This is a genomic window from Amycolatopsis sp. NPDC052450 (genome assembly GCF_044547565.1).
Classification (GTDB): Bacteria; Actinomycetota; Actinomycetes; order Mycobacteriales; family Pseudonocardiaceae; genus Amycolatopsis.
On the sequence record NZ_JBIUAQ010000040.1, the window covers coordinates 41,264 to 65,674 of the forward strand.

The 24,411-nt window shown below is 68.4% G+C and carries 23 protein-coding genes and 1 tRNA gene; 11 read left to right on the forward strand and 13 right to left on the reverse strand.

From position 1 onward, the window contains the following. The first annotated feature begins 129 nt into the window (after nucleotides 1–129). Complete coding sequence (locus tag ACIHAO_RS38435; protein WP_396566471.1) at nucleotides 130–699, forward strand: DinB family protein; 570 nt, start codon at nucleotides 130–132, stop codon at nucleotides 697–699. 14 nt (nucleotides 700–713) lie between these two features. On the opposite strand, the gene ACIHAO_RS38440 is transcribed toward ACIHAO_RS38435, so the two are convergent. Beyond that, nucleotides 714–1,928, reverse strand: coding sequence for a CdaR family transcriptional regulator (locus tag ACIHAO_RS38440; RefSeq protein ID WP_125786411.1), 1,215 nt, complete (start codon nucleotides 1,926–1,928; stop codon nucleotides 714–716). Between the two features lie 427 nt (nucleotides 1,929–2,355). Here ACIHAO_RS38440 and ACIHAO_RS38445 point away from each other — a divergent pair, with 427 nt between their 5' ends. Beyond that, a complete protein-coding gene (locus ACIHAO_RS38445) occupies nucleotides 2,356–3,093 on the forward strand; it encodes a hypothetical protein (RefSeq protein WP_396566473.1) in 738 nt (245 codons plus the stop codon). A gap of 226 nt (nucleotides 3,094–3,319) precedes the next feature. After that, entirely contained in the window at nucleotides 3,320–3,961 is a 642-nt protein-coding gene (locus ACIHAO_RS38450) for a nicotinamide riboside transporter PnuC (protein WP_396566475.1), read from the forward strand. Between the two features lie 73 nt (nucleotides 3,962–4,034). Here the strand turns inward: ACIHAO_RS38450 and ACIHAO_RS38455 are convergent, their stop codons facing one another. Together ACIHAO_RS38455 and aceE are read right to left on the reverse strand one after the other, a co-directional pair. Next, a complete protein-coding gene (locus ACIHAO_RS38455; RefSeq protein ID WP_396566477.1) occupies nucleotides 4,035–5,246 on the reverse strand; it encodes an alpha-hydroxy-acid oxidizing protein in 1,212 nt (403 codons plus the stop codon). Between the two features lie 126 nt (nucleotides 5,247–5,372). Next, nucleotides 5,373–8,168 (reverse strand): pyruvate dehydrogenase (acetyl-transferring), homodimeric type, encoded by a 2,796-nt coding sequence (gene aceE / locus ACIHAO_RS38460; RefSeq protein ID WP_396566479.1) that lies wholly within the window; start codon nucleotides 8,166–8,168, stop codon nucleotides 5,373–5,375. Between the two features lie 402 nt (nucleotides 8,169–8,570). Here aceE and ACIHAO_RS38465 point away from each other — a divergent pair, with 402 nt between their 5' ends. The 4 genes from ACIHAO_RS38465 (at nucleotide 8,571) to ACIHAO_RS38480 (ending at nucleotide 10,652) form a co-directional block, all read left to right on the forward strand. Further along, nucleotides 8,571–9,002 (forward strand): DUF3052 domain-containing protein, encoded by a 432-nt coding sequence (locus ACIHAO_RS38465; RefSeq protein ID WP_061984298.1) that lies wholly within the window; start codon nucleotides 8,571–8,573, stop codon nucleotides 9,000–9,002. A 76-nt stretch (nucleotides 9,003–9,078) separates the two neighbouring features. Then, complete coding sequence (locus ACIHAO_RS38470) at nucleotides 9,079–9,540, forward strand: peroxiredoxin (RefSeq protein WP_125792822.1); 462 nt, start codon at nucleotides 9,079–9,081, stop codon at nucleotides 9,538–9,540. 39 nt (nucleotides 9,541–9,579) lie between these two features. Then, nucleotides 9,580–9,651: transfer RNA gene (locus ACIHAO_RS38475), tRNA-Val, on the forward strand. 47 nt (nucleotides 9,652–9,698) lie between these two features. Next, nucleotides 9,699–10,652 carry a GNAT family N-acetyltransferase gene (locus ACIHAO_RS38480; RefSeq protein WP_396566482.1) on the forward strand — a complete coding sequence of 318 codons (954 nt, stop codon included), beginning with the start codon at nucleotides 9,699–9,701 and terminating at the stop codon, nucleotides 10,650–10,652. A gap of 493 nt (nucleotides 10,653–11,145) precedes the next feature. Here the strand turns inward: ACIHAO_RS38480 and ACIHAO_RS38485 are convergent, their stop codons facing one another. Next, nucleotides 11,146–11,649 carry a carboxymuconolactone decarboxylase family protein gene (locus ACIHAO_RS38485; protein ID WP_125799238.1) on the reverse strand — a complete coding sequence of 168 codons (504 nt, stop codon included), beginning with the start codon at nucleotides 11,647–11,649 and terminating at the stop codon, nucleotides 11,146–11,148. Between the two features lie 14 nt (nucleotides 11,650–11,663). Here ACIHAO_RS38485 and ACIHAO_RS38490 point away from each other — a divergent pair, with 14 nt between their 5' ends. Beyond that, nucleotides 11,664–12,182 (forward strand): MarR family winged helix-turn-helix transcriptional regulator, encoded by a 519-nt coding sequence (locus ACIHAO_RS38490; protein WP_396566484.1) that lies wholly within the window; start codon nucleotides 11,664–11,666, stop codon nucleotides 12,180–12,182. On the opposite strand, the gene ACIHAO_RS38495 is transcribed toward ACIHAO_RS38490, so the two are convergent. Genes ACIHAO_RS38495 through ACIHAO_RS38505 form a run of 3 tightly spaced genes read right to left on the reverse strand, consistent with a single transcriptional unit; the run spans nucleotide 12,179 to nucleotide 14,753 of the window. Further along, a complete protein-coding gene (locus ACIHAO_RS38495) occupies nucleotides 12,179–12,598 on the reverse strand; it encodes a cupin domain-containing protein (RefSeq protein ID WP_396566486.1) in 420 nt (139 codons plus the stop codon). The two genes, ACIHAO_RS38490 and ACIHAO_RS38495, sit on opposite strands and share 4 nt — an antisense overlap. A 41-nt stretch (nucleotides 12,599–12,639) precedes the next feature. Continuing rightward, nucleotides 12,640–14,136, reverse strand: coding sequence for an AMP-binding protein (locus ACIHAO_RS38500; RefSeq protein ID WP_396566488.1), 1,497 nt, complete (start codon nucleotides 14,134–14,136; stop codon nucleotides 12,640–12,642). After that, a complete protein-coding gene (locus tag ACIHAO_RS38505) occupies nucleotides 14,133–14,753 on the reverse strand; it encodes a TetR/AcrR family transcriptional regulator (protein WP_396566490.1) in 621 nt (206 codons plus the stop codon). Before ACIHAO_RS38505 ends, ACIHAO_RS38500 begins: the two co-directional genes overlap by 4 nt. A gap of 63 nt (nucleotides 14,754–14,816) precedes the next feature. On the opposite strand from ACIHAO_RS38505, the gene ACIHAO_RS38510 reads away from it, so the two are divergent. After that, nucleotides 14,817–15,308 (forward strand): DUF1453 domain-containing protein, encoded by a 492-nt coding sequence (locus ACIHAO_RS38510; protein ID WP_396566492.1) that lies wholly within the window; start codon nucleotides 14,817–14,819, stop codon nucleotides 15,306–15,308. On the opposite strand, the gene ACIHAO_RS38515 is transcribed toward ACIHAO_RS38510, so the two are convergent. Further along, nucleotides 15,305–16,483, reverse strand: a complete 1,179-nt coding sequence (locus ACIHAO_RS38515) for an aminotransferase class V-fold PLP-dependent enzyme (protein ID WP_396566494.1) — start codon at nucleotides 16,481–16,483, stop codon at nucleotides 15,305–15,307. The genes ACIHAO_RS38510 and ACIHAO_RS38515 overlap by 4 nt on opposite strands. A gap of 46 nt (nucleotides 16,484–16,529) precedes the next feature. On the opposite strand from ACIHAO_RS38515, the gene ACIHAO_RS38520 reads away from it, so the two are divergent. Together ACIHAO_RS38520 and ACIHAO_RS38525 are read left to right on the forward strand one after the other, a co-directional pair. Further along, the gene (locus ACIHAO_RS38520) at nucleotides 16,530–17,159 is read left to right on the forward strand and encodes a GntR family transcriptional regulator (protein ID WP_396566496.1); all 630 of its coding nucleotides are present in this window, start codon (nucleotides 16,530–16,532) and stop codon (nucleotides 17,157–17,159) included. Nucleotides 17,160–17,163: 4 nt separating this feature from the next. Further along, on the forward strand, nucleotides 17,164–17,925 hold the full coding sequence (locus ACIHAO_RS38525) for a metallophosphoesterase (protein WP_396566498.1): 762 nt from the start codon (nucleotides 17,164–17,166) through the stop codon (nucleotides 17,923–17,925). Here ACIHAO_RS38525 and ACIHAO_RS38530 read toward each other — a convergent pair. From ACIHAO_RS38530 to ACIHAO_RS38550, 5 genes are all read right to left on the reverse strand, one after another. Beyond that, the gene (locus ACIHAO_RS38530) at nucleotides 17,922–19,544 is read right to left on the reverse strand and encodes a CocE/NonD family hydrolase (RefSeq protein WP_396566500.1); all 1,623 of its coding nucleotides are present in this window, start codon (nucleotides 19,542–19,544) and stop codon (nucleotides 17,922–17,924) included. The two genes, ACIHAO_RS38525 and ACIHAO_RS38530, sit on opposite strands and share 4 nt — an antisense overlap. A gap of 158 nt (nucleotides 19,545–19,702) precedes the next feature. Beyond that, nucleotides 19,703–21,091, reverse strand: a complete 1,389-nt coding sequence (gene aspA / locus ACIHAO_RS38535; RefSeq protein WP_396566502.1) for an aspartate ammonia-lyase — start codon at nucleotides 21,089–21,091, stop codon at nucleotides 19,703–19,705. Nucleotides 21,092–21,101: 10 nt separating this feature from the next. Then, nucleotides 21,102–22,055 (reverse strand): asparaginase, encoded by a 954-nt coding sequence (locus ACIHAO_RS38540; RefSeq protein ID WP_396566504.1) that lies wholly within the window; start codon nucleotides 22,053–22,055, stop codon nucleotides 21,102–21,104. After that, a complete protein-coding gene (locus ACIHAO_RS38545; protein WP_396566506.1) occupies nucleotides 22,052–23,491 on the reverse strand; it encodes an amino acid permease in 1,440 nt (479 codons plus the stop codon). The genes ACIHAO_RS38540 and ACIHAO_RS38545 overlap by 4 nt, the downstream gene beginning before the upstream one ends. A 4-nt stretch (nucleotides 23,492–23,495) precedes the next feature. Next, nucleotides 23,496–24,167 carry a FadR/GntR family transcriptional regulator gene (locus tag ACIHAO_RS38550; RefSeq protein WP_125786919.1) on the reverse strand — a complete coding sequence of 224 codons (672 nt, stop codon included), beginning with the start codon at nucleotides 24,165–24,167 and terminating at the stop codon, nucleotides 23,496–23,498. Between the last annotated feature and the right edge of the window lie 244 nt (nucleotides 24,168–24,411).

Genomic DNA, 24,411 nt, shown 5'->3' on the forward strand with positions numbered 1-24,411 from the left:
TAGGAACCCTCCAAAAGTGCCATCCTGATCTCTGCGCTTAACCCAAAAGCCTTGTCGGGTTCAACCAGCTTTCCCTATGAAGTCCGTCACTGCGCAGAGTCACCGGCCGGGTGGTGCATGCTCGTGCTCATGATCGACGATTTCGCGAAGGAGTACCTGCACGGCGAACTGCGGGAGATCCGTGAAGTGCTGCTCCGGAAGCTGGACGGGTTGTCCGAGTACGACATCCGTCGTCCGCTGACCAAGACGGGGACCAACCTGCTCGGTCTCGTCAAGCACTTGTCGGTCTGGGAGGCCCGGTACTTCGGCGAGGTCTTCGATCGGCCGTTCCCCGAGCCCGTCCCCCGATGGGACGATCTCGAGCAGCGCGGTACCGACCTGTGGGCGACCGAACACGAAACTCGCGAGGAGATCACCGGCCGCTACCGGCGCCTCTGGCAACACTCCGACGCGACCATCACCGCGCTCGCCATCGACTCACCCGGCCACGTGCCCTGGTGGCCACGTCCTGACGTGCTGCTGTTCAACGTCCTGGTCCACATGCTCACGGAGACGAGCAGACACGCCGGGCACGCCGACATCCTGCGCGAGCAAGTGGACGGCGAGGTCGAGACGGCCCGGCGGGACGCGGCCTTCTGGAAGAACCGGCGGGCGGAAATCGAGCGGGCGGCCGAAGCCGCCGATCCGGCCAAGGCCTGATCCACTATCCGTGGCTACCAGAGCCCACGAGCGCGAGCCAGCCGCCCGACCGTCAGTGCCACCTTCAGGACCCAGGCGTCGCGCGATTCGGCGGCGTGGCGGCCGGTGAGTTCGGCGGCCTTCCGTAGCCGGTACCGGACGGTGTTCGGGTGCACGAACAGCGTCCGCGCGCAGGTCTCCAGGACGCCGCCGCTGTCGAGGTACGTCTCCACCGTCCGCAGCAGGGCCGGGCCCGCTTCCTCCAGCGGCCGGGCGATCTGCTCCACGAGCAGGCGTTCGGCTTCGGGGTCGCCGGACAACGCGCGTTCCGGCAGCAGGTCGATCGATCTCGCGGGCCGTGGCGCGCCGGGCCAGCCGACGACGGCCCGCAGGCCCGAGAGCGCCTCGGTCGCGCTGTGGTGCGCTTCGGCGAGAGTGGGCACGGTCGGCCCGGCGACGACCGGGCCCTCGGCGAACGCGACCGAAAGCTTGGTGAGGATTTCGCGGTCCTTGACGCTGCCGTCGGTGGGACCGGCGACCACCACGACCAGCCGGGACCCCTGCACCGAAAGCAGCACCGGGCGCCCGACCCTGGCGGCGCGGCTGCGGACCTCGAACACGACGGCGGGCGGGTCGTCCGACGTCGGGGTGCCGACCAGCGCGGTGGCGGGCGCGGCCGGATCCCAGCCGAGCGCGGCGGCGCGGGAGAGTACCGCTTCCTCGGCGTCACCGCGGACGATGCCGTCGACGACCAAGGCCTCCAGCCGCGCGTCCCAGGCGCCGCGCGCCTCGGCTGCGGCCGCGTAGGAGTTGGCGGCGGCGAACGCGATCTCCCTGCCGTAGCGCAGGATCCCCTCGATCAGCGCGGCGCGTTCCGCCTCGTTCGCGGCGAACTCCGGCAGCTGCTCCTCGAACACCTCGATCGCCAGGCGCACCATGCCGACCGCCTGCCGCAGGCTCACCCAGCGGGAAAGTTCGGCGGGTGCTTCGCGGAACGCCTCGGTGGTGAGGGAGAGCGCCTCCTTCGCGTCGCGGAGCCAATCGACGAAACCGGCGGCACCCGCCTGGGTGATCAGCAGGACGCTCGCGCGCTGGTCGGCGGGGAGACGGTTGAACCAGCTCAGCCGCTCTTCCATCACCGCCACGCTCGCGCTCGCGAGCCGGCCGGAGGCGTGCTCGAGCCGCCGGAGGGTCTTGACGGACAGCCCGTGGTGCTTGGGCACTTGCCGTCCGGAGGTCGCATCAGCCATGGTCAGCCGATCCTAGGCCGTGTCCTGTAAGTCATGTTCGCGGTCTTCGTGTCCAGGCGGTCCCTGACGGCCTGGATCACGAAGCTCATCGAACAGACTTACCGGACACGGCCTGGTCCGCCGGGCAAAGGTGGCCTTCATCCTGCGGCCCGTTGCCGCTCGTGTCCGAAGTGGACAGACGGCGGCGAATTGCGAAAAGAGTTCGCATAATACTCGAGGCCGCCCGGCGCTCGCGTTTTTCGCTGCGCCGGACGGCCTCGTCTCCCCGGTCCCCACCGGTAGGACAAGTATGCGACTTGTGGATCTTTTCCCGCTAGCTCACTCACTCGATCGTGGGTCGCCGAGTTGCCGGTGCGGTGCCGGTGATCAACGATCCCTCGCAAGCCGCACCGGGTAGGTCGCGGATGCGCAGAGGAGGGAGTTCGCCGTGGGCGAGCAGCTGAAAGACGGTCTGGGACAAGCATGGAACCTTGTCGCCACCTTCGTGCCGAAGTTGGTCGGTTTCCTGATCATCCTGTTCATCGGCTGGTTGATCGCGAAAGCCTTGTCGAAGGCATTGGGACTGGTTCTGTCGAAGATCGGATTCGGCAAGCTCATCGAGAAGACCGGGCTCACCGGAACGCTCAAACAGGCGAATGTCGACGCGGGCGGAATCCTCGTCAAACTCGTGTACTACTTCATTCTCCTGATCGCGCTGCAACTCGCGTTCGGCGTATTCGGTGAGAGCAATCCGGTCAGCGCGCTGCTCAACGACATCATCGCGTTCCTGCCGCGGATCCTGGTGGCACTGGTGCTGGTGATCGTCGCGGCCGCCGTCGCGAAGGTCGTCCGCGACCTGGTCACCGGAGCGCTCTCCACCCGGCCGGCGGGACGCCTGCTCGGCACGGTCGCCTACTGGATGATCATGGCGTTCGGCATCATCGCCGCGCTCGGCCAGGTGAACATCGCGACAGCCGTGACCGGGCCGGTTCTGGTGGCCGTCCTCGCCACCATCGGCGGCGTCATCGTCGTCGGCTTCGGCGGCGGCCTGATCAAGCCGGCGCAGGACCGCTGGCAGGGCTGGCTGGCCAATCTGCAGGGCCAGTTGGAGCCGGGCGCCGGCAAGCGGGAGGTCCGTTCGGAGCCGCCGACTTCGCCGGTGGGCATCGGTCGCGTAGATTCCTGAGCATCCCGCGGGCCCGGTGATCGAGGAAGGCACCGGGCCCGCGTGGAGTCGATGAGGGCCCGTCGCCGCGGAGCACGCGGTGGAGGGCCCTTTTCGCGTCCCGCTGGCCCCCGGTTACTCCGCCTCAGCGTCTCTCGAGCCGTCTCCCTGTTCCGCACCTCACACTCGCTGGGGAATGGCGTCGCGACGGAGCATGTTGGAGCGGGAGACGGAGAGGGGTGCGGACGTGGACTTCCTGCTGCACAACGGTGTCACGGTGCTCGGACAGTGGATCTCCTTCGCCGAACTGGCGGGGCAGATCTTCGCGCTGGCCGTGGTCTTCCTCGCGCAACGCCGCACGCTGTGGACGTGGCCGGTCCAGGTCGGCGCCACCGTGCTGCTCTTTTCGGTCTACCTCTCCGCGCATCTCGGCGGGCTCGCCACCAGGCAGATCGCGATCCTCGTCATCTCGATCTACGGCTGGTGGGCCTGGTCCCGCCGCAGCGATCCGGTCTACGGCGTCGTCGTCCGCAAGGGCCGTCTCGGCGAGCGGCTGGCGATGATCGGCGCGTTCGCGATCGGCACCACCGCGATGGCGCTGGTCCTCGACGCCCTGAACGCCTCGTGGGCGCCATGGCCGGACGCCGCGATCTTCGTCGGCACGCTGGTCGCCTTCGCCGCGCAGGGCGCGGGTCTCGTCGAGTTCTGGCTGGTGTGGCTGGTCGTCGACGCGATCGGCGTACCGCTGCAGCTCTCCTCGGGCCTGTACTTCTCGGCCGCGGTCTACATCGTGTTCGCCGGCTTGGTCGTGCACGGCTGGTGGAGCTGGAACCGCACGGCGAAGCAGGTCCGCACGGCGCCGGCCGGAGTCACCGCCGCGACCCGCTGACCACGCAATTCGGCACCTGCTTGCGGTACTTGCACGCGCAAGTACCGCAAGCAGGTGCCGAATTGCGAGGGGGTCAGCGCATGGTGGCGTGTGACGGCTTGAGGTCGGCGAGGGTGCGCACGCCCAGCAGCTGCATCGTCCGGACCATCTCGGCACGCAGGATGTCCACGCACCGCTGAACGCCGCGCTCACCCCCGGCCATCAGGCCGTAGAGGAACGCGCGCCCGATGAGCACCGCGTCGGCGCCGCGCGCGATCGCGGCCACGATGTCGCCGCCGGAGAGGATGCCGGTGTCGACCCACACCTCCGCGTCGCCCTGGATTTCGTCGAGCACGGCGGGCAGCAGTTCGATCGGGGTCGGCGCGCGGTCGAGCTGACGGCCGCCGTGGTTGGACAGCAGCACCGCGTCGGCGCCGTGCTTGACCACGTCACGCGCGTCGTCGACGTTCTGGATGCCCTTGACCACGAGCTTGCCCGGCCAGGTCTGGCGGACCCAGTCGAGGTCGTCGAAGTTCAGGGTCGGGTCGAAGAGCTGGTTGAGCAGTTCGGCGACCGTGCCGTCGAACTGGCTCAGCGACGCGAAGGTCAGCGGCTCGGTGGTCAGCAGGTTGAACCACCACGCCGGATGCATCGCGCCGTCGGCGAACGTCTTGAGGGTGAGCGCGGGCGGGATGGTCAGCCCGTTGCGGACGTCGCGCAGCCGCGCGCCCGCGACCGGGGTGTCCACCGTCAGCATGAGCGTGTCGAATCCGGCGGCCCAGGCGCGATTCATCAGATCTTCGCCCGCCTTGTGGTCGCGCCAGACGTAGAGCTGGAACCACTTGCGGGCCTCCGGGGCGGCCGCCGCGAGGTCCTCGATCGACGTCGTCGCCATCGTCGACAGGCCCATCGGGATGCCGTTGCGCTGGGCGACGCGGGCCACCGCGGACTCGCCCTCGTGGTTCATCATGCGCGTGAACCCGGTCGGCGCGAACGCGAACGGCAGCTCCGAACGCCGGCCGAGGATCTCCTTGCCGGTGTCCACATCGGACACCCCGCGCAGGACGTTGGGGTGGAATTCGATGCTGCGAAAGGCTTGCCGGGCACGGCGGAGGCTGTCCTCCAGCTCCGCGGCGCCGTCGGTGTAGTCGAACGCCGCCCGCGGTGTCCGCTTGCGGGCGAGCATCCGCAGGTCGGCGATCGTGTGCGCGCCCGCCAGCCGCCGTTCGGTGGGGTTGAGCACGATCGGCTTCGGCCGCAGGATCTGCTTCAGCTCACTCGGCTTCGGCAGTCGACGCTTGGTCACACTCGCTCACCCTCTCCACAAACCCCCAGAAACATCCGATGTCTAACCCTAACTGCTTCGCCGCCGGACGCAATGAAGGGGCCTTTCATCGCAAATTTTGCAATGAAAGGCCCCTTCATCTCAGCGTCAGGCGCTGCCGGAGTCCGACAACTGCGGACCCGCGGCGGCGACGTCGTCGAGGCGGTACTTCTGCGCCGCCTCGGCCACCTTCGCCCGGTCGAACTCGCCGCGCTTGGCGAGCGCGCTCAGCGTGCCGACCACGATCGACTGCGCGTCGACCAGGAACTTCCGCCGGGCGGCCGGGCGGGTGTCGGAGAACCCGAACCCGTCGGTGCCCAGCGTCAGCATGTCGTTCGGCACCCACGGGCGGATGAGGTCCGGTACGGCGCGCATCCAGTCCGAAACCGCGACCACCGGCCCGTTCGCGCCGGACAGCTTCTGCGTGATGTACGGCACACGCGGGGAGTCGCCCGGGTGGAGCAGGTTGTCGTGGTCGGCCTCGACGGCCTCACGCCGCAGCTCGGTCCACGACGTGGCGGACCACACGGCCGCGCGTACGCCCCACTCCTCGGCGAGCATCTGCTGCGCGCGAAGAGCGTCCGGCATGGTGACGCCGGACACCAGGATCTGCGCCTCCGGGCCGTCGCCCGACGGGGCGTCGGCGTAGCGGTACAGACCCTTCAGCAGGCCGTCGACGTCGAGATTCTCCGGCTCGGCGGGCTGCTGGTAGGGCTCGTTGTAGATCGTCATGTAGTAGAAGATGTTCTCGCCGTTGCCGTCCGGCCCGGTCTCGCCGTACATCCGGCGCAGACCGTCCCGCACGATGTGGGCGATCTCGAACGACCACGCCGCGTCGTAGGCCACGACGGCCGGGTTGGTCGCCGCCAGCAGCAGCGAATGCCCGTCGGCGTGCTGCAGGCCCTCACCGGTCAGCGTGGTGCGGCCGGCGGTGGCGCCGAGCACGAACCCGCGGGCCATCTGGTCCGCCGCCGCGTAGAGGCCGTCACCGGTCCGCTGGAACCCGAACATCGAGTAGAAGATGTAGATCGGGATCATCGGCTCGCCGTGCGTGGCGTACGAGGTGCCGACGGCGGTGAACGACGCGGTGGAACCCGCCTCGTTGATGCCCTCGTGCAGGATGACGCCCTTTTCGGACTCCTTGTAGGCCAGCATCAGGCTCGCGTCGACCGACGTGTACGTCTGGCCGTGCGGGTTGTAGATCTTGGCCGTCGGGAACATCGAGTCGAGGCCGAAGGTGCGCGCCTCGTCCGGGATGATCGGGACGATCCGCTTGCCGATCTCGGAGTCCTTCGCCAGCTCGCGGACGAGCCGGACGAACGCCATCGTGGTGGCGACCTCCTGCTTGCCCGAGCCCTTGCGGATGCCTTCGTAGACCTTGTCGCCGGGCAGCACGAGCGCCTTCGAGGCCTTCGGGCGGCGCTCCGGCAAGAACCCCCCGAGCGCCTTGCGGCGGCCGATCATGTACTCGATCTCCGGCGATTCCTTGCCGGGGTGGTAGTACGGCGGGAGCTTCGGGTCGCGCTCGAGTTCCTCGTCGCTGATCGGGATGCGCTGGGCGTCCCGGAACAGCTTGAGGTCGTCGAGGGTGAGCTTCTTCATCTGGTGTGTGGCGTTGCGGCCCTCGAAGGACGGCCCGAGGCCGTAACCCTTGATGGTGTGGGCCAGGATCACCGTCGGCTGGCCGTGGTGCTCCAGCGACGACTTGTAGGCCGCGTAGACCTTGCGGTAGTCGTGGCCGCCCCGCTTGAGGTTCCAGACGTCGGCGTCGGTGAGGTCCTTGACCAGCTCCTTGGTCCGCGGGTCGCGGCCGAAGAAGTGCTCGCGGACGAAGGCGCCGTCGTTGGCCTTGTAGGTCTGGAAGTCGCCGTCCGGCGTGGTGTTCATCAGGTTGACCAGCGCGCCGTCACGGTCGGCGTGCAGCAGCGAGTCCCACTCGCGGCCCCAGATGACCTTGATGACGTTCCAGCCGGCGCCGCGGAAGTACGACTCCAGTTCCTGGATGATCTTGCCGTTGCCGCGCACTGGACCGTCGAGCCGCTGCAGGTTGCAGTTGATCACGAAGGTCAGGTTGTCGAGGCCTTCGCCGGCGGCCACGTGGATGAGGCCGCGCGATTCCGGCTCGTCCATCTCGCCGTCGCCGAGGAACGCCCAGACGTGCTGGTCGCTGGTGTCCTTGATGCCGCGATCGCGCAGATAGCGGTTGAACCGCGCCTGGTAGATCGCGTTCATCGGGCCGAGGCCCATGGACACGGTCGGGTTCTCCCAGAACTCCGGCATCAGCCGCGGGTGCGGGTACGACGGCAGGCCGCCGCCCTCGCCGGCGTGCGAGTACTCCTGGCGGAACCCGTCCAGCTGGTTCTCGCTCAGCCTGCCCTCGAGGAACGCGCGGGCGTAGATGCCGGGGGAGGCGTGTCCCTGGATGAAGATCTGGTCGCCGCCGCCCGAGTGGTCCTTGCCGCGGAAGAAGTGGTTGAAGCCCACTTCGTACAGCGCCGCGGACGAGCCGTAGGTCGAGATGTGCCCGCCGACGCCGACGCCGGGACGCTGCGCGCGGTGCACCATGATCGCGGCGTTCCACCGGATGTAGGCGCGGTAGCGGCGCTCGATCTCCTCGTCACCGGGGAACCAGGGTTCGTTCTCGGTGGGGATGGTGTTGACGTAGTCCGTCGACGTCAGCGCCGGAACGCCGACGTGGCGTTCCCTGGCCCGCTCGAGGATGCGCAGCATCAGGTACCTGGCGCGCTGCTGACCACCCCTGGCCAGCGCCTCGTCGAAGGAGTCCAGCCATTCGGCGGTCTCCTCCGGGTCGATGTCGGGCAGGTGCGCCGCCAATCCGTCACGGATGACGCGGACGCGTGCCGGGGTCTCCTTGCCGGAGGCGCCGTCGTTCTGCGGGGCCAAGGGGTCTCCTTGCGAAAGGTGGTAGCTGGTTGTGCTCGTACGCGGGCGTGTTCGCCGTCCATCGTCGTCCTCCGGTTCCGTTCTCGTCACCGCTACTGATCGGTAACGTTCGCGGACCCGATTGCGACACGCCTCGCACGCGCCTGTATTCGCGCGCGCGTTTTCTCTCCCACCCTAGAGCAGGGCGTTCGGAGGCGCCCAGGCGCGCCTGAATTGACCTCGCCAGAGTGGTCCGAATGCCCGTACGCTGCGACACGAGTTGTTCAAGATCCGGTGTGGACGGTTGCGCGCAGCGCCTCACCAGTGTTCGCTAACGGGCATCGTGTACCCGAGTGTGGTGCCCGCCCGGTCGATCCGGCCGTGGCGACACCACGCTCCGTCGTAGTTGGAGGAGTGACAGCAGTGGTCGCCGCGGGAGACGCTGATCAGAACAGCGTCGCCGAAAGGCTTGGGATCAAGCCGGACATGGTGGTCCAGGAGATCGGCTGGGACGAGGACGTCGATGACGATCTTCGTGCGGCGATCGAGGAGCAGATCGGCGGCGACATCCTCGACGAGGACGCCGACGAGGTCATCGACGTGGTGCTGCTGTGGTGGCGCGAAGACGACGGTGATCTCGGCGACACGCTGATCGAGGTCCGGACCCCCTTGAACGAGAACGGCGTGATCTGGGTGCTGACCCCGAAGACGGGGCAGCCAGGACACGTCGAGCCGAGCGAGATCGCCGAAGCGGTGCCGCAGGTGGGATTGGCGCAGACGGCCAACATCAGCGCCGGCCCCAAGTGGGCGGGTACCCGGCTGGTGTCGCCGAAGTCGTCGAAGACCAAGCGGTGACCTCAGGAGCCGCGCGAGCGACACGATAGGGTTGTCGTCGCAGGCCCCTGTTCGCTCTTGAGAGGAAACCGCCGGTATGGCCGTCGAGGTCGGAACGCAAGCCCCGGACTTCACGCTCAACGACTACAACAAGCAGGCCGTGAAGCTGTCGTCCTTCCAGGGCGAGAAGCCGGTCCTGCTCGTGTTCTACCCGTTCGCGTTCAGCGGCATCTGCACCGGCGAGCTGTGCCAGCTCCGCGACGAGTTCGCGGACTACGACGGCCAGGGCGTCCAGGTCATCGGCGTGTCCGTGGACACCCCGTTCTCGCTCAAGGCGTGGGCCGAGCAGGAGGGCTACCAGTTCCCGCTGCTTTCGGACTTCTGGCCGCACGGTGAGGTCGCGAAGGCCTACGGCGTCTTCAACGAGACGGCCGGCCTGGCCACCCGCGGCACCTTCCTGATCGACAAGGACGGCATCGTGCGGTTCGCCGAGGTCAACCAGCCCGGCGAGGCGCGTGACCAGCAGGCGTGGAAGAAGGCCGTGGCCTCGCTGGCCTGAGTCTTCACCGGTGGCACCCGTCCGCGGGTGCCACCTCCCGGGCGCATAGCTCAGCGGGAGAGCACTCGGTTTACACCCGAGCGGTCGTAGGTTCGATCCCTACTGCGCCCACCGAAAACCCGGCGACAGGCCGCACGCGCGGCGCTACCTTCGGCCGCATGCACGACCTCACGTGGCGGCCGCTCACCCCGCAGGACGCCCAGGCGTCGGCTGACCTCCTCAACGCCATGGAGACCGTCGACGGGATCGGCGAGAACTACACGGCGGAGGACACTCTCCAGGAGCTGATCGACCCGTACGCGGATTTGGAGCGGGCGAGTCTCGCCGCCTTCGACGGCGACGTGATGGCCGGCTACATGAAGATCCGCTTCAAGCCGTCCGCGGAAGAGGTCCATCGGGTCTTCCTCGACGGCGGCGTCCATCCCGCGTATCGCCGCAGGGGGATCGGCGGCGCGCTCGTCGACGCGGGGGTGGCGGCGGCCAAGGTGGTGCACGCGCTGCATCACCCGTCGGCGAAGCTCGTGGTCGACGTCAATCGGCCGGAGCGCATCGCGGGCCTGGCCGAACTCGTCCGGTCCCGGGGTTTCGTGCCGGTGCGCTACTTCCAGCGCATGGAGCACTCGCTCGGTGCCTTGGACGGGCTGGCGATCCCTGACGGATTCCGGATCGAGCCGTGGTCGGAGTGGAACGACGAGGACTTCCGGACGGTCCGGAACGAGGCGTACCGGGACTACTGGGGCGCGGTGCCGATGCCTGCCGATCTCTGGCGGAACAAGATCACCAACCAGACTTTCCGGCCCGAGGTCAGCTTCCTGCTTCGTGCGGCGGGCTCCGCGGTGGGGATGCTGGTGACGATGTGCTGGGACGCCGACACGGAGGCCACCGGCGTTCGTGACGCGCACTTCATGGTCGTCGGAACGCTTCGGGAGTACCGGCGGCGAGGTGTCGCCGGCGCGTTGATGGGCCACGCGTTGCGGGTCGCCGCCGATCAGGGGTACGACCGCGCGAGTTTGAACGTGGACTCCGCGGATCCCGCCGGAGCGTTCGGGGTCTTCGAGAAGGCGGGCTTCGCGCCGACGATGCGGTACGTGCGGTGGGCTCTCGAGGTCTGACGCAAGTAGGTGACTAATTGCGATTCCGGTTCTGGTGGACCTGTAGTCGCCTGCCCACGGGAATCCGGCCCTGGCTCGCTGTCGCTTTGGGTTGGCGCTGGACGGGTCCGTGAAGGCCTCCTTGAGGGACCCAGAGTCCCTCAAGGAGGCCTTCACGGACCGGGCTGAGGTCAACCGCAGCCGGGAGCCACGTAGGTCTCAGGACGCCCCGCCGCAAGTAGGTGACTAATTGCGGGAGAAGACACCCGAAGGCCCCCTTCCCGTGACTCAGTCGCGGGAAGAGGGCCTTCGCGTACCCCCAACACCTGTGGAACGTCTTCGGTTTTTCGGCGGTCTGGTCTGCCCCCTCGGCAGGCCAGACCGCCGGTGCGCCGCGCCGCGGGTGGCGAACTTTCGGCTGCACAAGACAGGAGACGGTCGGGACTGCCCAGATACATCAAGATCGGCGGCCATTGGAGTGATCCAGGCCACGAGGGGCGATCACGCAGAGCGACTAGGCGCGGATGAGCCGGTTCGCCAGGGTCGACATCGTGTAGGCCCCGATGCCCATGACGACTTCGAGGGCGTTCCGCTCGGTGTAGCCGTACTCGAAGAAGGTTCGCAGGGTGTCGTCGTCCACGCCGCCGGCGGTTTCGAGCACCGCGAGCGTGAACTGCCGGACGGCTTCCAGTCGCTCGTCGGGCACGGGCTCCTGTGAGCGAAGCGCCGCGATGACGTCGTCGTCCGCGTGCAGGCCCTTCAGCTTGCCGGTGTGGATTTCGACGCACACCTCGCAGCCGTTGCGGGTCGCCACGGTCATCACGACCGTCTCCCGCGCGAGGGGTTCGAGCGTCGTCCGCTCGAAACTCGCGCTGAGTTTCAGGAATCCGTCGAGCAGTTCCGGTGACGACGCCTGCCGGGCGACGGCGGTGGGGAGGTGGCCGAACTTCCGGATGGTCGCTTCCATCGAGCGACGCGAGGCTTCGGGCGCGGTTTCGACGGTGTGATCGGTGAACAAGGCAGCCCCTTAAGATGGTCAACGTGGTTGACGAAAAGGTAAACCAGGTTGTCGAACAACGCAAGCAGGTTTCCGACCCGCCGGGGTTCGAGCTGCCGCTCCTGCTGTTCGCGGGCTTCCGTTCGATCATCGACCGGATGCACGCCGAGCTGGCCGGGCAGGGCCATCCCGACGTCCGCCCGGCGTACGGCTTCGCCATGCAGGCGATCGGCCGCCACGGCGCGACGGCGAGCGAGATCGGCCGGCGGCTCGGGGTCAGCAAGCAGGCGGCGGGCAAGACGATCGACAAGCTGGAGCAGCTCGGTTACGTCGAACGCGCCGACGACCCTGCCGACGCGCGGCGCAAGGTCGTCCGGCTCACCGCTCGCGGATTCGACTCACTCGGCCGGTCCGCGGCGATCTTCGAGAAGCTGCGCAAGGAGTGGGTCGGCGCGCTGGGCGCCGAAAGGGTTCGCGCGCTCGAAGCCGACCTTCGCACGATGGCTCCGTCGGAGGGCTTCCGCCTCGACGTGGCTGGCTGGTTCGGCGCCTAGAAGGGGCAACCCGGGTTCGGCGCGTCCTGCGAAAGCGGGCTCCCGTGCGGCAGCACGTAGAGCACCTCGAGCACCACCGGCGTCGTCCCGAGGTTCCGTCCGATGTGGACGGTGTCGCTCGGTTCGGTGAAGACGGCGCCCTGCCGATGCAGGCCGTCGAGCCCGCAGTCGGCCGAGTTGTGTGTCAGCGTGCCCGCCTTGACGTACGCGTAGAGCTTTCCGTCGTGGTAGTGCCAGCCGGTGTAGCCGCCGGGCTGGATGACGACCTCGCGCAGCACGTAATCGGTGTCCCCGACGGTCTTCTGGTGGAAGATCGTCCCGGTCACCCCGGATCCGGGAGTCGCCGCGGCCGTCGCGGGGACGGCGAACGCGAGAACGAGTGTTGCGAGCAATGTGGTCACAGACCGCAGGCGCATGGGAAAACGGTACCGCGATCGGCACTGCCCGAAAGGGCTGTTCACTTCGCCCGAAGCGTCCGCCGCAGCATCTTTCCGCTTTCGGTCCGCGGCAGCCGCTCCCGGAATTCGAACCGGCGCGGCGTTTTGAACCCGGCGAGCTCGGCTCGGCAATGTTCTTCGAGCCGCTTCGCCAGCAAGGAATCACCGACGGCGCCCTCGACCGGTTGGACGACGGCGACGACCCGTTGCCCCCACTCGGGGTCCGGTTCCCCGATCACCGCGACGTCGGCGACGTCGGGATGGCTCAGGAGCCGTGCCTCGATCTCGGCGGGATAGATGTTCACACCGCCGGAAAGGATGAGATCCGTTCGCCGGTCGCAAAGGAACACCCGGCCCTCGGCGTCGAGATGGCCGACGTCCCCGACGGTGACGAATTCTCCGGAACGCGCGGCGGCCGTCTTGTCCGGATCATCGTGATAGTCGAATTTCGTATGCGCGGAACTGAAGTAGAGCGTCCCGGTCTCGCCCGCGGGGAGTTCGGCGCCGTCGTCGTCGAGAACCTTGACCCGCACCCCGTCCAGCGCTTTGCCGACGGTACCCGGCGCGCCGAGCCATTCGCGCGCGTGCACCGCCGTGATCAGGCCCTCGGACGCGCCGTAGTACTCGTGGACCACCGGCCCGAGCCAGACGAGCATCCGCTCCTTGACCTCCCGCGGGCACGGCGCGGCACCGTGGATCACCGAGTTCAGGCTCGACAGGTCGTAGCGCGCTCGGACGTCCTCGGGCAGCCGCAGCATGCGGTGGAACATCGTCGGCACCAGATGCGTGCTCGTCACGCGGTGCTTTTCCGTGAGTCGCAGCGTTTCCTCGGCGTCGAACCGGTCCATCAGCACGAGTGTGTGCCCGAGATGCAGGATCGACGTCGAGAACATGCCCGGTGCCGCGTGGTAGAGCGGGCAGGCGACGAGGTGCACGCCGTGCCCTGGCAGGACGTCCAGCCGTTCGAGGACGTGCGCGTGGATCGGGTGCAGTGCGGGTGGCCGCCCGGACAGGGCACGCCGCACGCCTTTGGGGCGCCCTGTGGTCCCGGACGTGTAGAGCATCGTCTGGCCGGCGGTCCGCCGCTCCGGCGTGGTGGTGGGCCGGTCCGCGCCCCAGGCCGCGTAGTCCGCCCAGCCGGGTGTCACGCCCCGCGAAAACCGGTGCAGGCCAGGCAATTCCGCGGTGCAGGTGACCGCGATGTCCGCGTCCGCGACGGCGACCTTGGCACCGCTGTTGGCCGCGATGTAGCCGATCTCGGCGGGCGAGGACCGATGGTTGACCGGCGTGAAGTACATCCCCGCCTGCAGGGTCGCCAGCAGGAGCTCGTAGTAGGTGAGTCCATTGTGGATGATCGCGAGCACGCCGTCGCCTTCGCCGAGGCCGAGCGCCCGCAGGGCGTGGGTCAGCTGATTCGCGCGTGCCGAGAGCTCGCCGAAGGTGGTCTCGCGCCCGTCGACGTCGATCACCGCGACGCGGCCGGGGTCCTGGGCGGCGACCTCGTAGAACGTGCTCATTTCGTCTCCGCTCCGGGGTGTCGGAGGGTTTCCAGATGCCTTCCGAGCACCGTGCGCATCAGCTTCGGCGGAGTCCGCCCGCCCGCCATGGCGAGGCCGTCCAGCAACGCCGCCAGCCGTTCGGTTTCGACGTCCAGGTCGAGGTCGTCGAGGAGGCCGCCCGCGCCACGCGCGCCTTCGAGCACCCGGCGGACGAGCGCGCGGACCCCCGAGTGCGCCCGCGCGGCTTCCTCGGCGAGATCCGGTCGGTACTTCGCGGCGGCGGAGAAGGCCAGCCAGACGTCGGTCTCGGCCCGGGTCTGCTCGGTGAGCGGAAGCAGTTCGCCGAGCAGCGCTTCGGTGAGTTCTTGCCGTCGTGAACGCGGGGTCTCCGGATCGAGCAGTTCGGGGAGGTGGCGCAGCAACCGGGCCTCCACCCGGTCTCCGAGCGCGCGCATGGCGAACACGATCAGCTCGTCGTGGCCCCGGAAGTAGTGCCGCACCGAACCGATCGCGAGCCCGGCCTCGTCGGCGACGCTCCTGAGCGACGCCTGCGCGAGGCCGTCCCGCTGGATCACCCGGAAGACGGCTTCGGCTATCTCCAGGCGCCGGGCCCCGGGGTCGACGATCTTCGGCATGTTGCCTTTATAGCACGACCTTGCTATTTTATTTGGCACAGTCGTGCTACAAAGGGGGAGTTCATGCGGACCTGGTTGCTGATCGCGCTGGCGGTCGCCGTGGTGATCGTGATCGTCGCGCGCAGGCTGCGCGGGGAGCCGCTGGTCGCCCGCGAGGTGTTCGGGGCGCCGGTGGTCCTGCTCGCTTTCGGCGTCTACGGCCTGGTCAAGCTCGAAAGTTTCACCTTCGCGGACGGCGCCTGGCTCGTGCTGGGCTCCGTGGTCGGTTGCGGTCTCGGCGCGGTGCGCGCCGCCACCACGAAACTGTTCGAGCGCGACGGCGTGCTGTGGCTGCGCTACACCGGCTGGACTTTCGGCGTCTGGGTGCTCTCACTGGTGGTGAACTTCGGGATCGGCTTCCTGGCCACGACGGCAGGAGCGCATCCCGATGCCCGGCCGGCGACGTTGTCGATCGGCGTCAGCCTGCTGGGGGAGGCGTTGGTGATCGGCCGTCGCGCGAAGACGACGGGGCTGCCGTACGCCCCGCCGTCCGAGTCCGTGCTTTCCCGCCGTTAAGCCAGCTTCCCGACTTCGCCGACGAGGAGCGCGATGTCGTCCTCGGTGTTGAAGTAGTGCACCGAAGACCGGACCATCGACGGCAGCCCGCGCGCGGCGAAGTCGAACTGCGCGGACGTCGCTTCGACGACGCTGACGTTGATCTTCTTCGCCGCCAGGCGCTTCTTCACTTCCTGCGAAGGCGTTTTCGTCACGCTGAACGTGACGATCCCGCACTGCCGCGCGCCTTGGTCGTGAACGCGGACGCCGGGGACCTCGCGGAGCGCGTCGCGCAGTTTCGCGGCGAGCGCGGCGACGCGGGCTTCGATGGCGGGCATGCCCCACTCGAGGGCGTAGTCGATCGCCGCGCCGAGACCGTGCAGGGCGGCGTGATCGCGTTCCCAGACCTCGAACATCTTCGCCGTCGGATCGACTTCGTAGCTTTCGGGCGCCGTCCACGCCGCAGAATGAAGGTCGAGCATCGCGGGCTCGACGCGCTCGCGCAGCCGCGGGTGCGCGTAGAGGAACCCGGTGCCCCGCGGCCCGCGCAGGTACTTGCGCCCGGTCACGCTGAGCGCGTCGCAGTTCAGGCGTGCGACGTCGAGGTCGATCTGGCCGGCGCTCTGGCAAGCGTCGAGCAGGAACGGGATCCCGGCCTCGCGTGCGACCGCGCCGATCTCCTCGGCGGGGTTCACCAGTCCGCCCTGGGTCGGCACGTGGGAGACGGCGATCAGCTTGACGTCGCCGTCGACGCGGCGTTTCAGGTCTTCGACGTCCAGCTGCCCGGACTCGTCGTTCTCGACCACCTCGACGACGGCGCCGGTGCGTTTCGCGAGCTGCAGGAACGAGATGACGTTGCTCGCGTACTCGGATTTCGCCGTCAGGATCCGGTCTCCCGCGGCGAAGGGAAGCGCGTAGAAGATCGCCTGCCAGGACCGGGTCGCGTTGTCGGTCAGCGCGATGTCTTCGGGGCCGGCGCCGACGAGGCGCGCGGCCGAGGCGTACACGCCGTTCATCCGTTCCACGGTCGCCGCGGCCTGCTCGTATCCGCCGATCAGGGCTTCTTCGCGCAGGTAGCCGACGACGGTGTCGGTCACCCGCGCGGGCGGCAGCGACGATCCGGCGTTGTTGAGGTGGACCACTTCCGCGCAGCCCGGCGTCTCGGCACGAGCACGGTTCACATCGAAGTCCGTCATGCCTAACTGAATACAGTACGGCTGAACTGCATGCAATACTGCACCGATGACGAGGAACCTGCTCCGGCGCGACCTCGCGGAGGAGATCACCGCCCGCGTGCTCGACGGCCGCATCGCCGCGGACAGCCGCATCAACGAGGTGCACCTCGCGCGCGAGCTGGGCGTCAGCCGGACACCGTTGCGTGAGGCGCTGATCGGGCTTGCCGATCGAGGGCTGCTCGTATCGGCGCCGGGGCGTGGTTTTCTCGTACCGCCGTTCGATCCGGAAGAGGCCAGGCAGCTGTACCCGCTCGTCGCGGAGCTGGAGTCGCTCGCGTTGCGATGGAGCTCGCCGCAGGACCTCGCCGGTCTCACCGGCGGCCTGGACCGGATCGCCGACGAGATGACCGCGGAACTCGTGCGGCAGGGCGATCTGTCCACTTTGGATGATCGCTGGCACGCGCTGCTCGTGTCGCGGTGCACGAATCCGCATCTGCTACGCCTGCTCGAGCAGACGAAGCCGCTGCTGAAACGCTATGACGCGCGTTATTTCGGTGGCGCCGAACGCGCCAAGGAGAGTATCGACGAGCACCACCGGATCGCCGGTGCGATCCGCGCCTCCGACCTGGCGACGGCGTTGGAGCTGCTCGTGCGGAACTGGGTGAAAACGTTGGCATATCTGGAAGACATGGGGTGAAACGATGTTCGTGACGGCACATCTGAGTGACAACCATCTCGACGGCGGGGAACGCGCCGACGAACGCACCGCACGGGTGATGCGGTATCTGGAGAACCTCGCGACCACGGTCGACGCGATCCTGGTGACTGGGGACATCGCCGACCACGGCACGCTCGAGGAGTACCGGCGCGCGGCCGAACTGTTCAAGACCGACGTCCCGCTGTTCACCTGCCCCGGCAACCACGACAAGCGCGGCCCGTTCCGCGAGGGGCTGCTCGGCCAGGCTCCGGACGACGCCCCGGTCAACGCGGTGCACACGGTCGGCGACGTCACCTTCGTGATGGCCGATTCGAGCATCCCGGGGAAACCGGACGGTCAGTTCGACGACGAAACCATGGCCTGGCTGGACGACGTGCTCGGTGACGGCGACGGCCCCGCCTTCATCGCCTTCCACCACCCGCCGGTTCCGCTCGGGCTGCCGTTGGTGGACGCCATGCGCCAGTACGGCGAGGACAAGCTGGCCGAGGTGCTCGCACGTCACCCGCGAGTGGTCGCTTTGCTCTGCGGACACGTCCACGCGGCGGCGTCGACGATCTTCGCGGGTGTGCCGCTGCGTTCGGCACCCTCGGTCGGGTCCAGCATCCTGTTCCCGTGGGAGGAGAACGGCCTCCGGCCGTGGAGTGAAGGCGGGCCGATCGATTACGACCTGCCGCCGTCGCTGCTGTTCCACGTACTGCACGACGACGGCAGGCTGACCACGCACCAGCGGGTCGTGCCCGCTTAACCCTCGAACACCGGAAGTGTGATCCGGGACGGCCGCGCGGGGTCGTGGAAGATCTCGAACCGCGCGGGTTTCCCGTCCACCGCGCTGAAAACGGGCTCGTCGGTGCCGTGGTTGCGGGCGAAGCGGGGGAACGCCCCGCCCGCGACCTGCAGCCGCAGCCGGTGTCCGCGGCGGAACCGGTAAGCGGTCGGGTCGAGGTGGACCTCGGCCGCGACCACACCGTCCACATCGGACTCGGAGCTCCCGGGGCGCAGGCGGAGAATGCCGTCGGTGACGTTGCGGGAGACGCCGCGTCCGTCGACATCGCACAGCCGGACGAAGACGTCGCCGTGCCCGATGTCGGTCCGGACGTGCATCAGCGCGGAGATCTCGCCGATGACGTCGAGGTCGCGTTTCAGCAGGTCACCGGTGAAGAGCAGGACGTCCGGCCGTGCCTCGACGTCCTTGTTGTCCTGTTGCTTCTGCACGCCCGACAGCAGGGGACCGCCGACGGTCGGCGTCGGATCGGCCGGGTCGAAGGTGAACCCGCCCGGTTTCGACTCCACCGGCGCGTCGGGGGAAAGCCTGCCGGGGCGCAGGAAATACGGCGTGGCTTCGGACGCGGGTGGCCAGCTTTCGAAGTCCAGCCACCGCCCGGAGCCCTGGAGGTACAGGCGCACGGGTGACTGCCTCAGCGGCGCGCGGTCGCCGAGGAGATGGGCGGAGAGGAAACCGATCTGGTCGGTCAGCAGGGTTTTGAGGCTGGCGGGTTCGCCGTGGGCCCACGGGCCGATGGTGATCCGCGGTGCGCGTCCGGCCGCGGCGAGTTCCTTGAAGTCGCGCAGCTGGGCGGAGATGAACAGGTCGTACCAGCCGGTCACCATGGTCACCGGCGTCCTCAGCGCGGCGACCTCGGCGCTGTGGTCCGACGGCGCCCAGAAGTCGTCGCCCGGTTCGGCGTGCCCGGTGACGTCCTGGAGGAACCGCACCTGTTCGCCGATGGCCGCGACGTCCGCGCCGGAGATCGGCAGAAAGGCCATGGCCCGGCGGGTCTTCCTCGTCTGCCAGGGGTTCGGGAGGCCGGCGAACCGGCCCTCCTGGCGGCCGATCAGCGCCGACCACGAGACCATGTTGTCGACAGCGAGGATCCCGCCGGGATAGAAGGTCGACACGAACTCCGACGCGGTCACGCCGAGACACAGTGCTTCGAGCGGCTCGTCGAGGTACGGCGCGACAGCCCACTGCGTGTGGCCGAGGTAGCTCGCGCCCGCCATCGCGACCCGGCCGTCGCACCACGGCTGCTCGCGCAGCCAGGCGACGGTGGCGAGACCGTCCTCCTTCTCCAGGTGGAACGGCCGGAACTCGCCGCCGGAGCCGAAGGTCCCGCGGGTGCTCTGGAGGACCGTCTGCAACCCGTGCCGCGCGAACGTCTCGCCGAAGATCTTGCCCATCAGGCCCTTGCGGCCGTACGGCGTGCGGATCAGCACCACCGGCCGCGGCTCGTCGCCCGGGACGGCGTAGCGATCCGCGAGCAGGCGGACGCCGTCGGGCATCGGGACGGGGATCCCCTTGGTCGCCGAGGGGGCGGGGCCTTCGGCGGGCGGGAGGCCGAGGTACCGGTCGAGAAGTCGGTCGAGCACGCCAGTGCCGCCTTTCGTGCGGAGGATCACCTTCCGCTTACGACCGTACTCGCGTGACCCGGCGCCCGCCTGAAATGAAAGCGTCCTTCATTGCGAAATTGGCAATGAAGGACGCTTTCCTGGCGCGGGGCGGACCGCCCGGTACCGCCCCGCGGGTCTCAGGACAGCCGCGCCAGCGTCTCCGGCCTCAGCAGCTTCGCCAGTTCCTCGGCGGGCAGAAGGCCCTTCTCGACGACGAGTTCCGCCACCCCGCGCCCGGTCTCGAGGGCCTCCTTGGCGATCTCCGTCGCCGCCGCGTACCCGATGCTCGGGTTCAGCGCGGTCACCAGCCCGATCGAGTTCTCGACGTAGCCGCGCATCACGTCGGCGTTCGCGGTGATCCCGGAGACGCACCGCCGCGCCAGCACCAGGCAGGCCGACCGCAGATGCGTGATGCTCTCCGAAAGCGAGTGCAGGATCAGCGGTTCGAACGCGTTGAGCTGCAACTGCCCGGCCTCGGCCGCCATCGTGATGGCGACGTCGTTGCCGATGACCTCGAACGCGACCTGGTTGACCACCTCGGGGATCACCGGGTTGATCTTGCCGGGCATGATCGACGATCCCGCCTGCACCGGCGGCAGGTTGATCTCGTTGAATCCGGCCCGCGGCCCGGACGAGAGCAGCCGCAGGTCGTTGCAGCTCTTCGAAAGCTTCACCGCGATCCGTTTCAGCACACCGGAAAGGTGCACGAACGCCCCGCAGTCCTGCGTCGCCTCGATGAGGTCCGCCGCGGTCACGACGGGCAGTCCGGTGATCTCGCGCAGGTGCGCGACGGCGGCTTCGGCGTATCCGGGCGCGGCGTTGAGGCCGGTGCCGATCGCGGTCGCGCCGAGGTTGATCTCGTGCAGCAGCGCCACCGCCTCGGTGAGCCGCAGCCGGTCTTCGCCGAGCATCACCGCGTACGTCCCGAATTCCTGCCCCAGCGTCATCGGGACCGCGTCCTGCAACTGCGTGCGGCCCATCTTCAGCAGATCGTGGAACTCGACCGCCTTCGCCGCGAAAGCCTGCTCCAGCACGATCATCGCCTCGGCCAGTTCATGGACGGCGATGATCGTCGCGACGTTGACCGCGGTCGGGTACGCGTCGTTGGTCGACTGCCCGAGGTTCACGTGCTCGTTCGGGTGCACACGGGCGTAGTCGCCCTTCTCGTGCCCGAGCAGTTCGAGCGCGCGGTTCGCGATCACCTCGTTGGCGTTCATGTTCGTCGACGTGCCCGCGCCACCCTGGATGACGTCGACGACGAACTGATCGTGCAGCGCGCCTTCGCGGATTTCGCGGCACGCCCGGCGGATCGCGTCGGCGACGTCGGGTTCCAGCAGACCGAGGTCGGCGTTGGCGTGGGCGGCGGCCTCCTTGACCGAGGCGAGCGCCTCGATCAGATGCGGATACGCGGAGATCGCGGTCCCGGTGATGGGGAAGTTCTCCCTGGCGCGGGCGGTGTGCACACCCCAGTAGGCGTCGGCGGGGACTTCCTTGTCGCCCAGCAGATCGTGTTCCACGCGGTGCATCGAAGGCTCCTCAGGCGGCGAGATGGAGTTCGGCCAGCGCGCCCGTCACGCGCAGGCCGGGGGTGGGTTCCAGCACGTCCCGATCGACACCGCACAGCGCGAGCGCGGCGGCGAGCACCGGCCGCCGTGCGCGGTCGCCGCCGTCGGCGATCTTGATCGCGATCGCCGTGCCGTCCGGCAGGGCGGCGACCTGGACGGCCTCGAAACCGTCCTTGGCGATCAGCCCTGGCACCGCGCGCATGAGCGCGGTGACGTCGCGGCGGGTACCGGCGACCAGTTCCGGGTGCTTCCGGATTCCTTCGGCGACAAGACCTTCCGGCGTACCCGGGGCAGCCGCCGCGATCTTGCCGACAGCGGTGGCGAGGCCGCGCAAAGACACCGCGAACAGGGGAGCGCCGCAGCCGTCGACGGCGACCTTCGGGATTCGCTGCTCGGTCAGATCCTCGACGCACTCCGCGATCGCACGCTGCAGAGGATGTCCCGGATCCAGGTAGTCCTTTGTGGACCACTCGTGCAGGCGGCAGGTCGCGAGCATCGCCGCGTGCTTGCCGGAGCAGTTGTGCGCGAGCCTCGAAGCGGTCCGTCCCGACGCGACCCAGGCGTCGCGCTCGACCGGATCGAACGGCAGATCCTCCGGTGTCCGCAGGTCTTCCGCGGTGAGCCCGGCGCCGTCGAGGGTGTTGCGCACCTCGGCAAGGTGGATCTCCTCGCCGGAGTGGCTGGCCGCGCCGACGGCGAACCCGGCGGCGCTCAGCTCGAGCCCGAGCCGGGCCATCGCCGCGGCCTGCAAGGGTTTCGCCGCCGAACGCGGATAGAACGCCGCCTCGATATCGCCCGCGGCGAACAGCACACGGCCGTCGGGCGCGAGCACCACGGCCGAACCGTGGTGCACCCCCTCGACCATTCCGTCGCGGAGGAGGTGCACCAGCGGTTCGTGAGCGGGAACGCGGAGCTCGGGGATCACAGCTTCGTCTTTTCGAAGACGTCCATGTTGATCCACTTGCGGACCCCGAACCAGCCCGCCACCAGCGCGAGCCCGATGATCGGCAGGCAGTACAGGGTGATCCGGCCGGTCTCGTCGAAGCCCATCAGCACCACGACCGCGGCGAGGAAGATCAGCGTCGCGATCTCGGTGTAGGGCGAGAACGGCAGGCGGTACGACGGTCGTTCGACCTCGCCGCGCTTGGCCTTGCGCACGAACATCAGATGCGACAGCACGATGATCGCCCAGGTGCCGAGGATGCCGATCGCGGCGAAGTTCAGCACGATCTCGAAGGCCTGGCTCGGCACGACGGCGTTCAGGCCCACACCGACCACGCAGACCGCGGAAGTGAGCAGGATCCCGCCGTAGGGCACGTGGTTCTTGTTCATCACGCCGGTGAACTTCGGCGCGGATCCGGCCAGCGACATCGAACGCAGGATGCGGCCGGTGGAGTAGAGGCCCGAGTTCAGGCTGGACAGCGCCGCGGTCAGCACCACCAGGTTCATCACGTTGCCCGCCTGCGGCACCCCGATATGCGAGAGCACGGTGACGAACGGGCTCTCGGTCTTCGAGTAGGAGTCCCACGGCATCAGCATCGCCAGCAGGACCACCGAGCCGACGTAGAAGATCCCGATCCGCCACATGATCGAGTTGATCGCCTTGGGCATGATCTTGCGCGGGTTCTCCGTCTCTCCGGCGGCGACACCGACCAGCTCGACCGAGGCGTAGGCGAACACGACGCCTTGGACGATCAGCACCATCGGCAGCAGGCCCGCGGGGAAGATCCCGCCGTGGTCGGAGATCAGCGAGAAGCCCGGAGTGGTGCCGTCGATCGGCTGCTGCGTGACCAGCAGGAAGATCCCGATTCCCATGAACGTCACCAGCGCGGCGACCTTGATGATGGCGAACCAGAACTCCATCTCGCCGAACAGTTTCACCGACACCATGTTCAGCGCCAGCACCACCGCGAGCGCGATCAGCGCCAGCACCCACTGCGGGATCGGCGTGAAGAAGGACCAGAAATGCGCGTACAGCGCGATCGCGGTGATATCCGCGATACCGGTCGTCGACCAGTTCAGGAAGTGCATCCAGCCCGCGACGAAAGCACCCTTCTCGCCCATGAATTCCCGGGCGTAGGAGACGAAGGCGCCGGAGGAGGGGCGGTACAGAATGAGTTCGCCGAGCGAGCGCACCACGAAGAACGCGAAAAGGCCGCAGACCGCGTACACGATCGCGAGTGCCGGGCCCGCCTGCGCGAGCCGTCCGCCCGCACCGAGGAACAGGCCGGTGCCGATGGCGCCGCCGATCGCGATCATGTTGACGTGGCGGGGTTTCAGCGCCTTGTCGTAGCCGGCGTCTCCGGCGTCGACGGGCACCGGCGCGGATTTGCCGTCCGCGCTGAGGGTCTGTTCGGTCACGAGTTCAGTCGTCCTTGTTCTGGTGCGTGGCGTGGCCCGGCCGCACGATGGTGGTGAGCGCGGTCTCGACGTGTTCGAGATGCGAGGTCATCGCCGCGACGGCGTCCGCTTCGGAGCCGGCGGCGATGGCGGTGACGATCTCACGGTGCTCGGTGTTCGAGCGGGTCCGACGGCCACCCAATTGGTTGAGAAATGACGACTGGCGGGCCAGCGCGTCCCGGATCTCCTCGATGACCTTGCCGAACACCGGATTGCCCGAGGCCTGGGCGATGGTGATGTGGAACAGCGAATCCAGCGCCACCCACGCGGTGTTGTCGGTTTCGAGGTCCATGCGCTCGACGAGGTGCCCGAGCAGATCCAGGTCGTCGGTGCTGCGGCGCACGGCCGCGTAGCCGGCGACCGGGATCTCGACATGTCGCCGGACCTCGAACAGGTCACGGGCCGAGTAGGTCCCGAAGGTGGGGTTCTCGACCGGCCCGGTGGCGGTCACGAAGGTCCCCTTGCCCGTTTTGGACACGGTGAGCCCGAGTGCCTGAAGTCCCCGCAGTGCTTCGCGGACGACCGAGCGGCTGACCTCGAACTCCTTGCCGAGCGCGGATTCCGACGGCAGCTTCTCCCCGACGGGATACTCGCCGCGCTCGATGGCGCCGCGGAGGTGGGCCAGAACGGCCTCCATCGCGCTGACGCGTCGTGGACCACCGTGTCCGGCTGTCTGGCTGTCAGACAGGTTCATGAGACGAGATCGTGCGGTCGGTCCAACGCTTTGTCAAGGGATCGGCCGGGCGCCTCTATTCAGCCTGCGAGGTCCGCGTCCATGGGGTAACCGCCCGAGAATCGAAAGCCGTGCTGGGCGTCTTCGCAGGTGCGGAGTCCCGTGGTGACAACGGATTCCCGCGTGGAGGTGGCCAGTGTCACAACGT

What these genes read in the sequence shown, in the direction of transcription:
- ACIHAO_RS38435 (WP_396566471.1), top strand. Translation starts at nt 130, where the DNA reads ATGATCGACGATTTCGCGAAGGAGTACCTGCACGGCGAACTGCGGGAG.
- ACIHAO_RS38440 (WP_125786411.1), bottom strand. Translation starts at nt 1,928, where the DNA reads ATGGCTGATGCGACCTCCGGACGGCAAGTGCCCAAGCACCACGGGCTG.
- ACIHAO_RS38470 (WP_125792822.1), top strand. Translation starts at nt 9,079, where the DNA reads ATGGCCGTCGAGGTCGGAACGCAAGCCCCGGACTTCACGCTCAACGAC.
- ACIHAO_RS38480 (WP_396566482.1), top strand. Translation starts at nt 9,699, where the DNA reads ATGCACGACCTCACGTGGCGGCCGCTCACCCCGCAGGACGCCCAGGCG.
- ACIHAO_RS38490 (WP_396566484.1), top strand. Translation starts at nt 11,664, where the DNA reads ATGGTCAACGTGGTTGACGAAAAGGTAAACCAGGTTGTCGAACAACGC.
- ACIHAO_RS38495 (WP_396566486.1), bottom strand. Translation starts at nt 12,598, where the DNA reads ATGCGCCTGCGGTCTGTGACCACATTGCTCGCAACACTCGTTCTCGCG.
- ACIHAO_RS38500 (WP_396566488.1), bottom strand. Translation starts at nt 14,136, where the DNA reads ATGAGCACGTTCTACGAGGTCGCCGCCCAGGACCCCGGCCGCGTCGCG.
- ACIHAO_RS38505 (WP_396566490.1), bottom strand. Translation starts at nt 14,753, where the DNA reads ATGCCGAAGATCGTCGACCCCGGGGCCCGGCGCCTGGAGATAGCCGAA.
- ACIHAO_RS38510 (WP_396566492.1), top strand. Translation starts at nt 14,817, where the DNA reads ATGCGGACCTGGTTGCTGATCGCGCTGGCGGTCGCCGTGGTGATCGTG.
- ACIHAO_RS38515 (WP_396566494.1), bottom strand. Translation starts at nt 16,483, where the DNA reads ATGACGGACTTCGATGTGAACCGTGCTCGTGCCGAGACGCCGGGCTGC.
- ACIHAO_RS38520 (WP_396566496.1), top strand. Translation starts at nt 16,530, where the DNA reads ATGACGAGGAACCTGCTCCGGCGCGACCTCGCGGAGGAGATCACCGCC.
- ACIHAO_RS38525 (WP_396566498.1), top strand. Translation starts at nt 17,164, where the DNA reads ATGTTCGTGACGGCACATCTGAGTGACAACCATCTCGACGGCGGGGAA.
- aspA (WP_396566502.1), bottom strand. Translation starts at nt 21,091, where the DNA reads ATGCACCGCGTGGAACACGATCTGCTGGGCGACAAGGAAGTCCCCGCC.
- ACIHAO_RS38550 (WP_125786919.1), bottom strand. Translation starts at nt 24,167, where the DNA reads ATGGAGGCCGTTCTGGCCCACCTCCGCGGCGCCATCGAGCGCGGCGAG.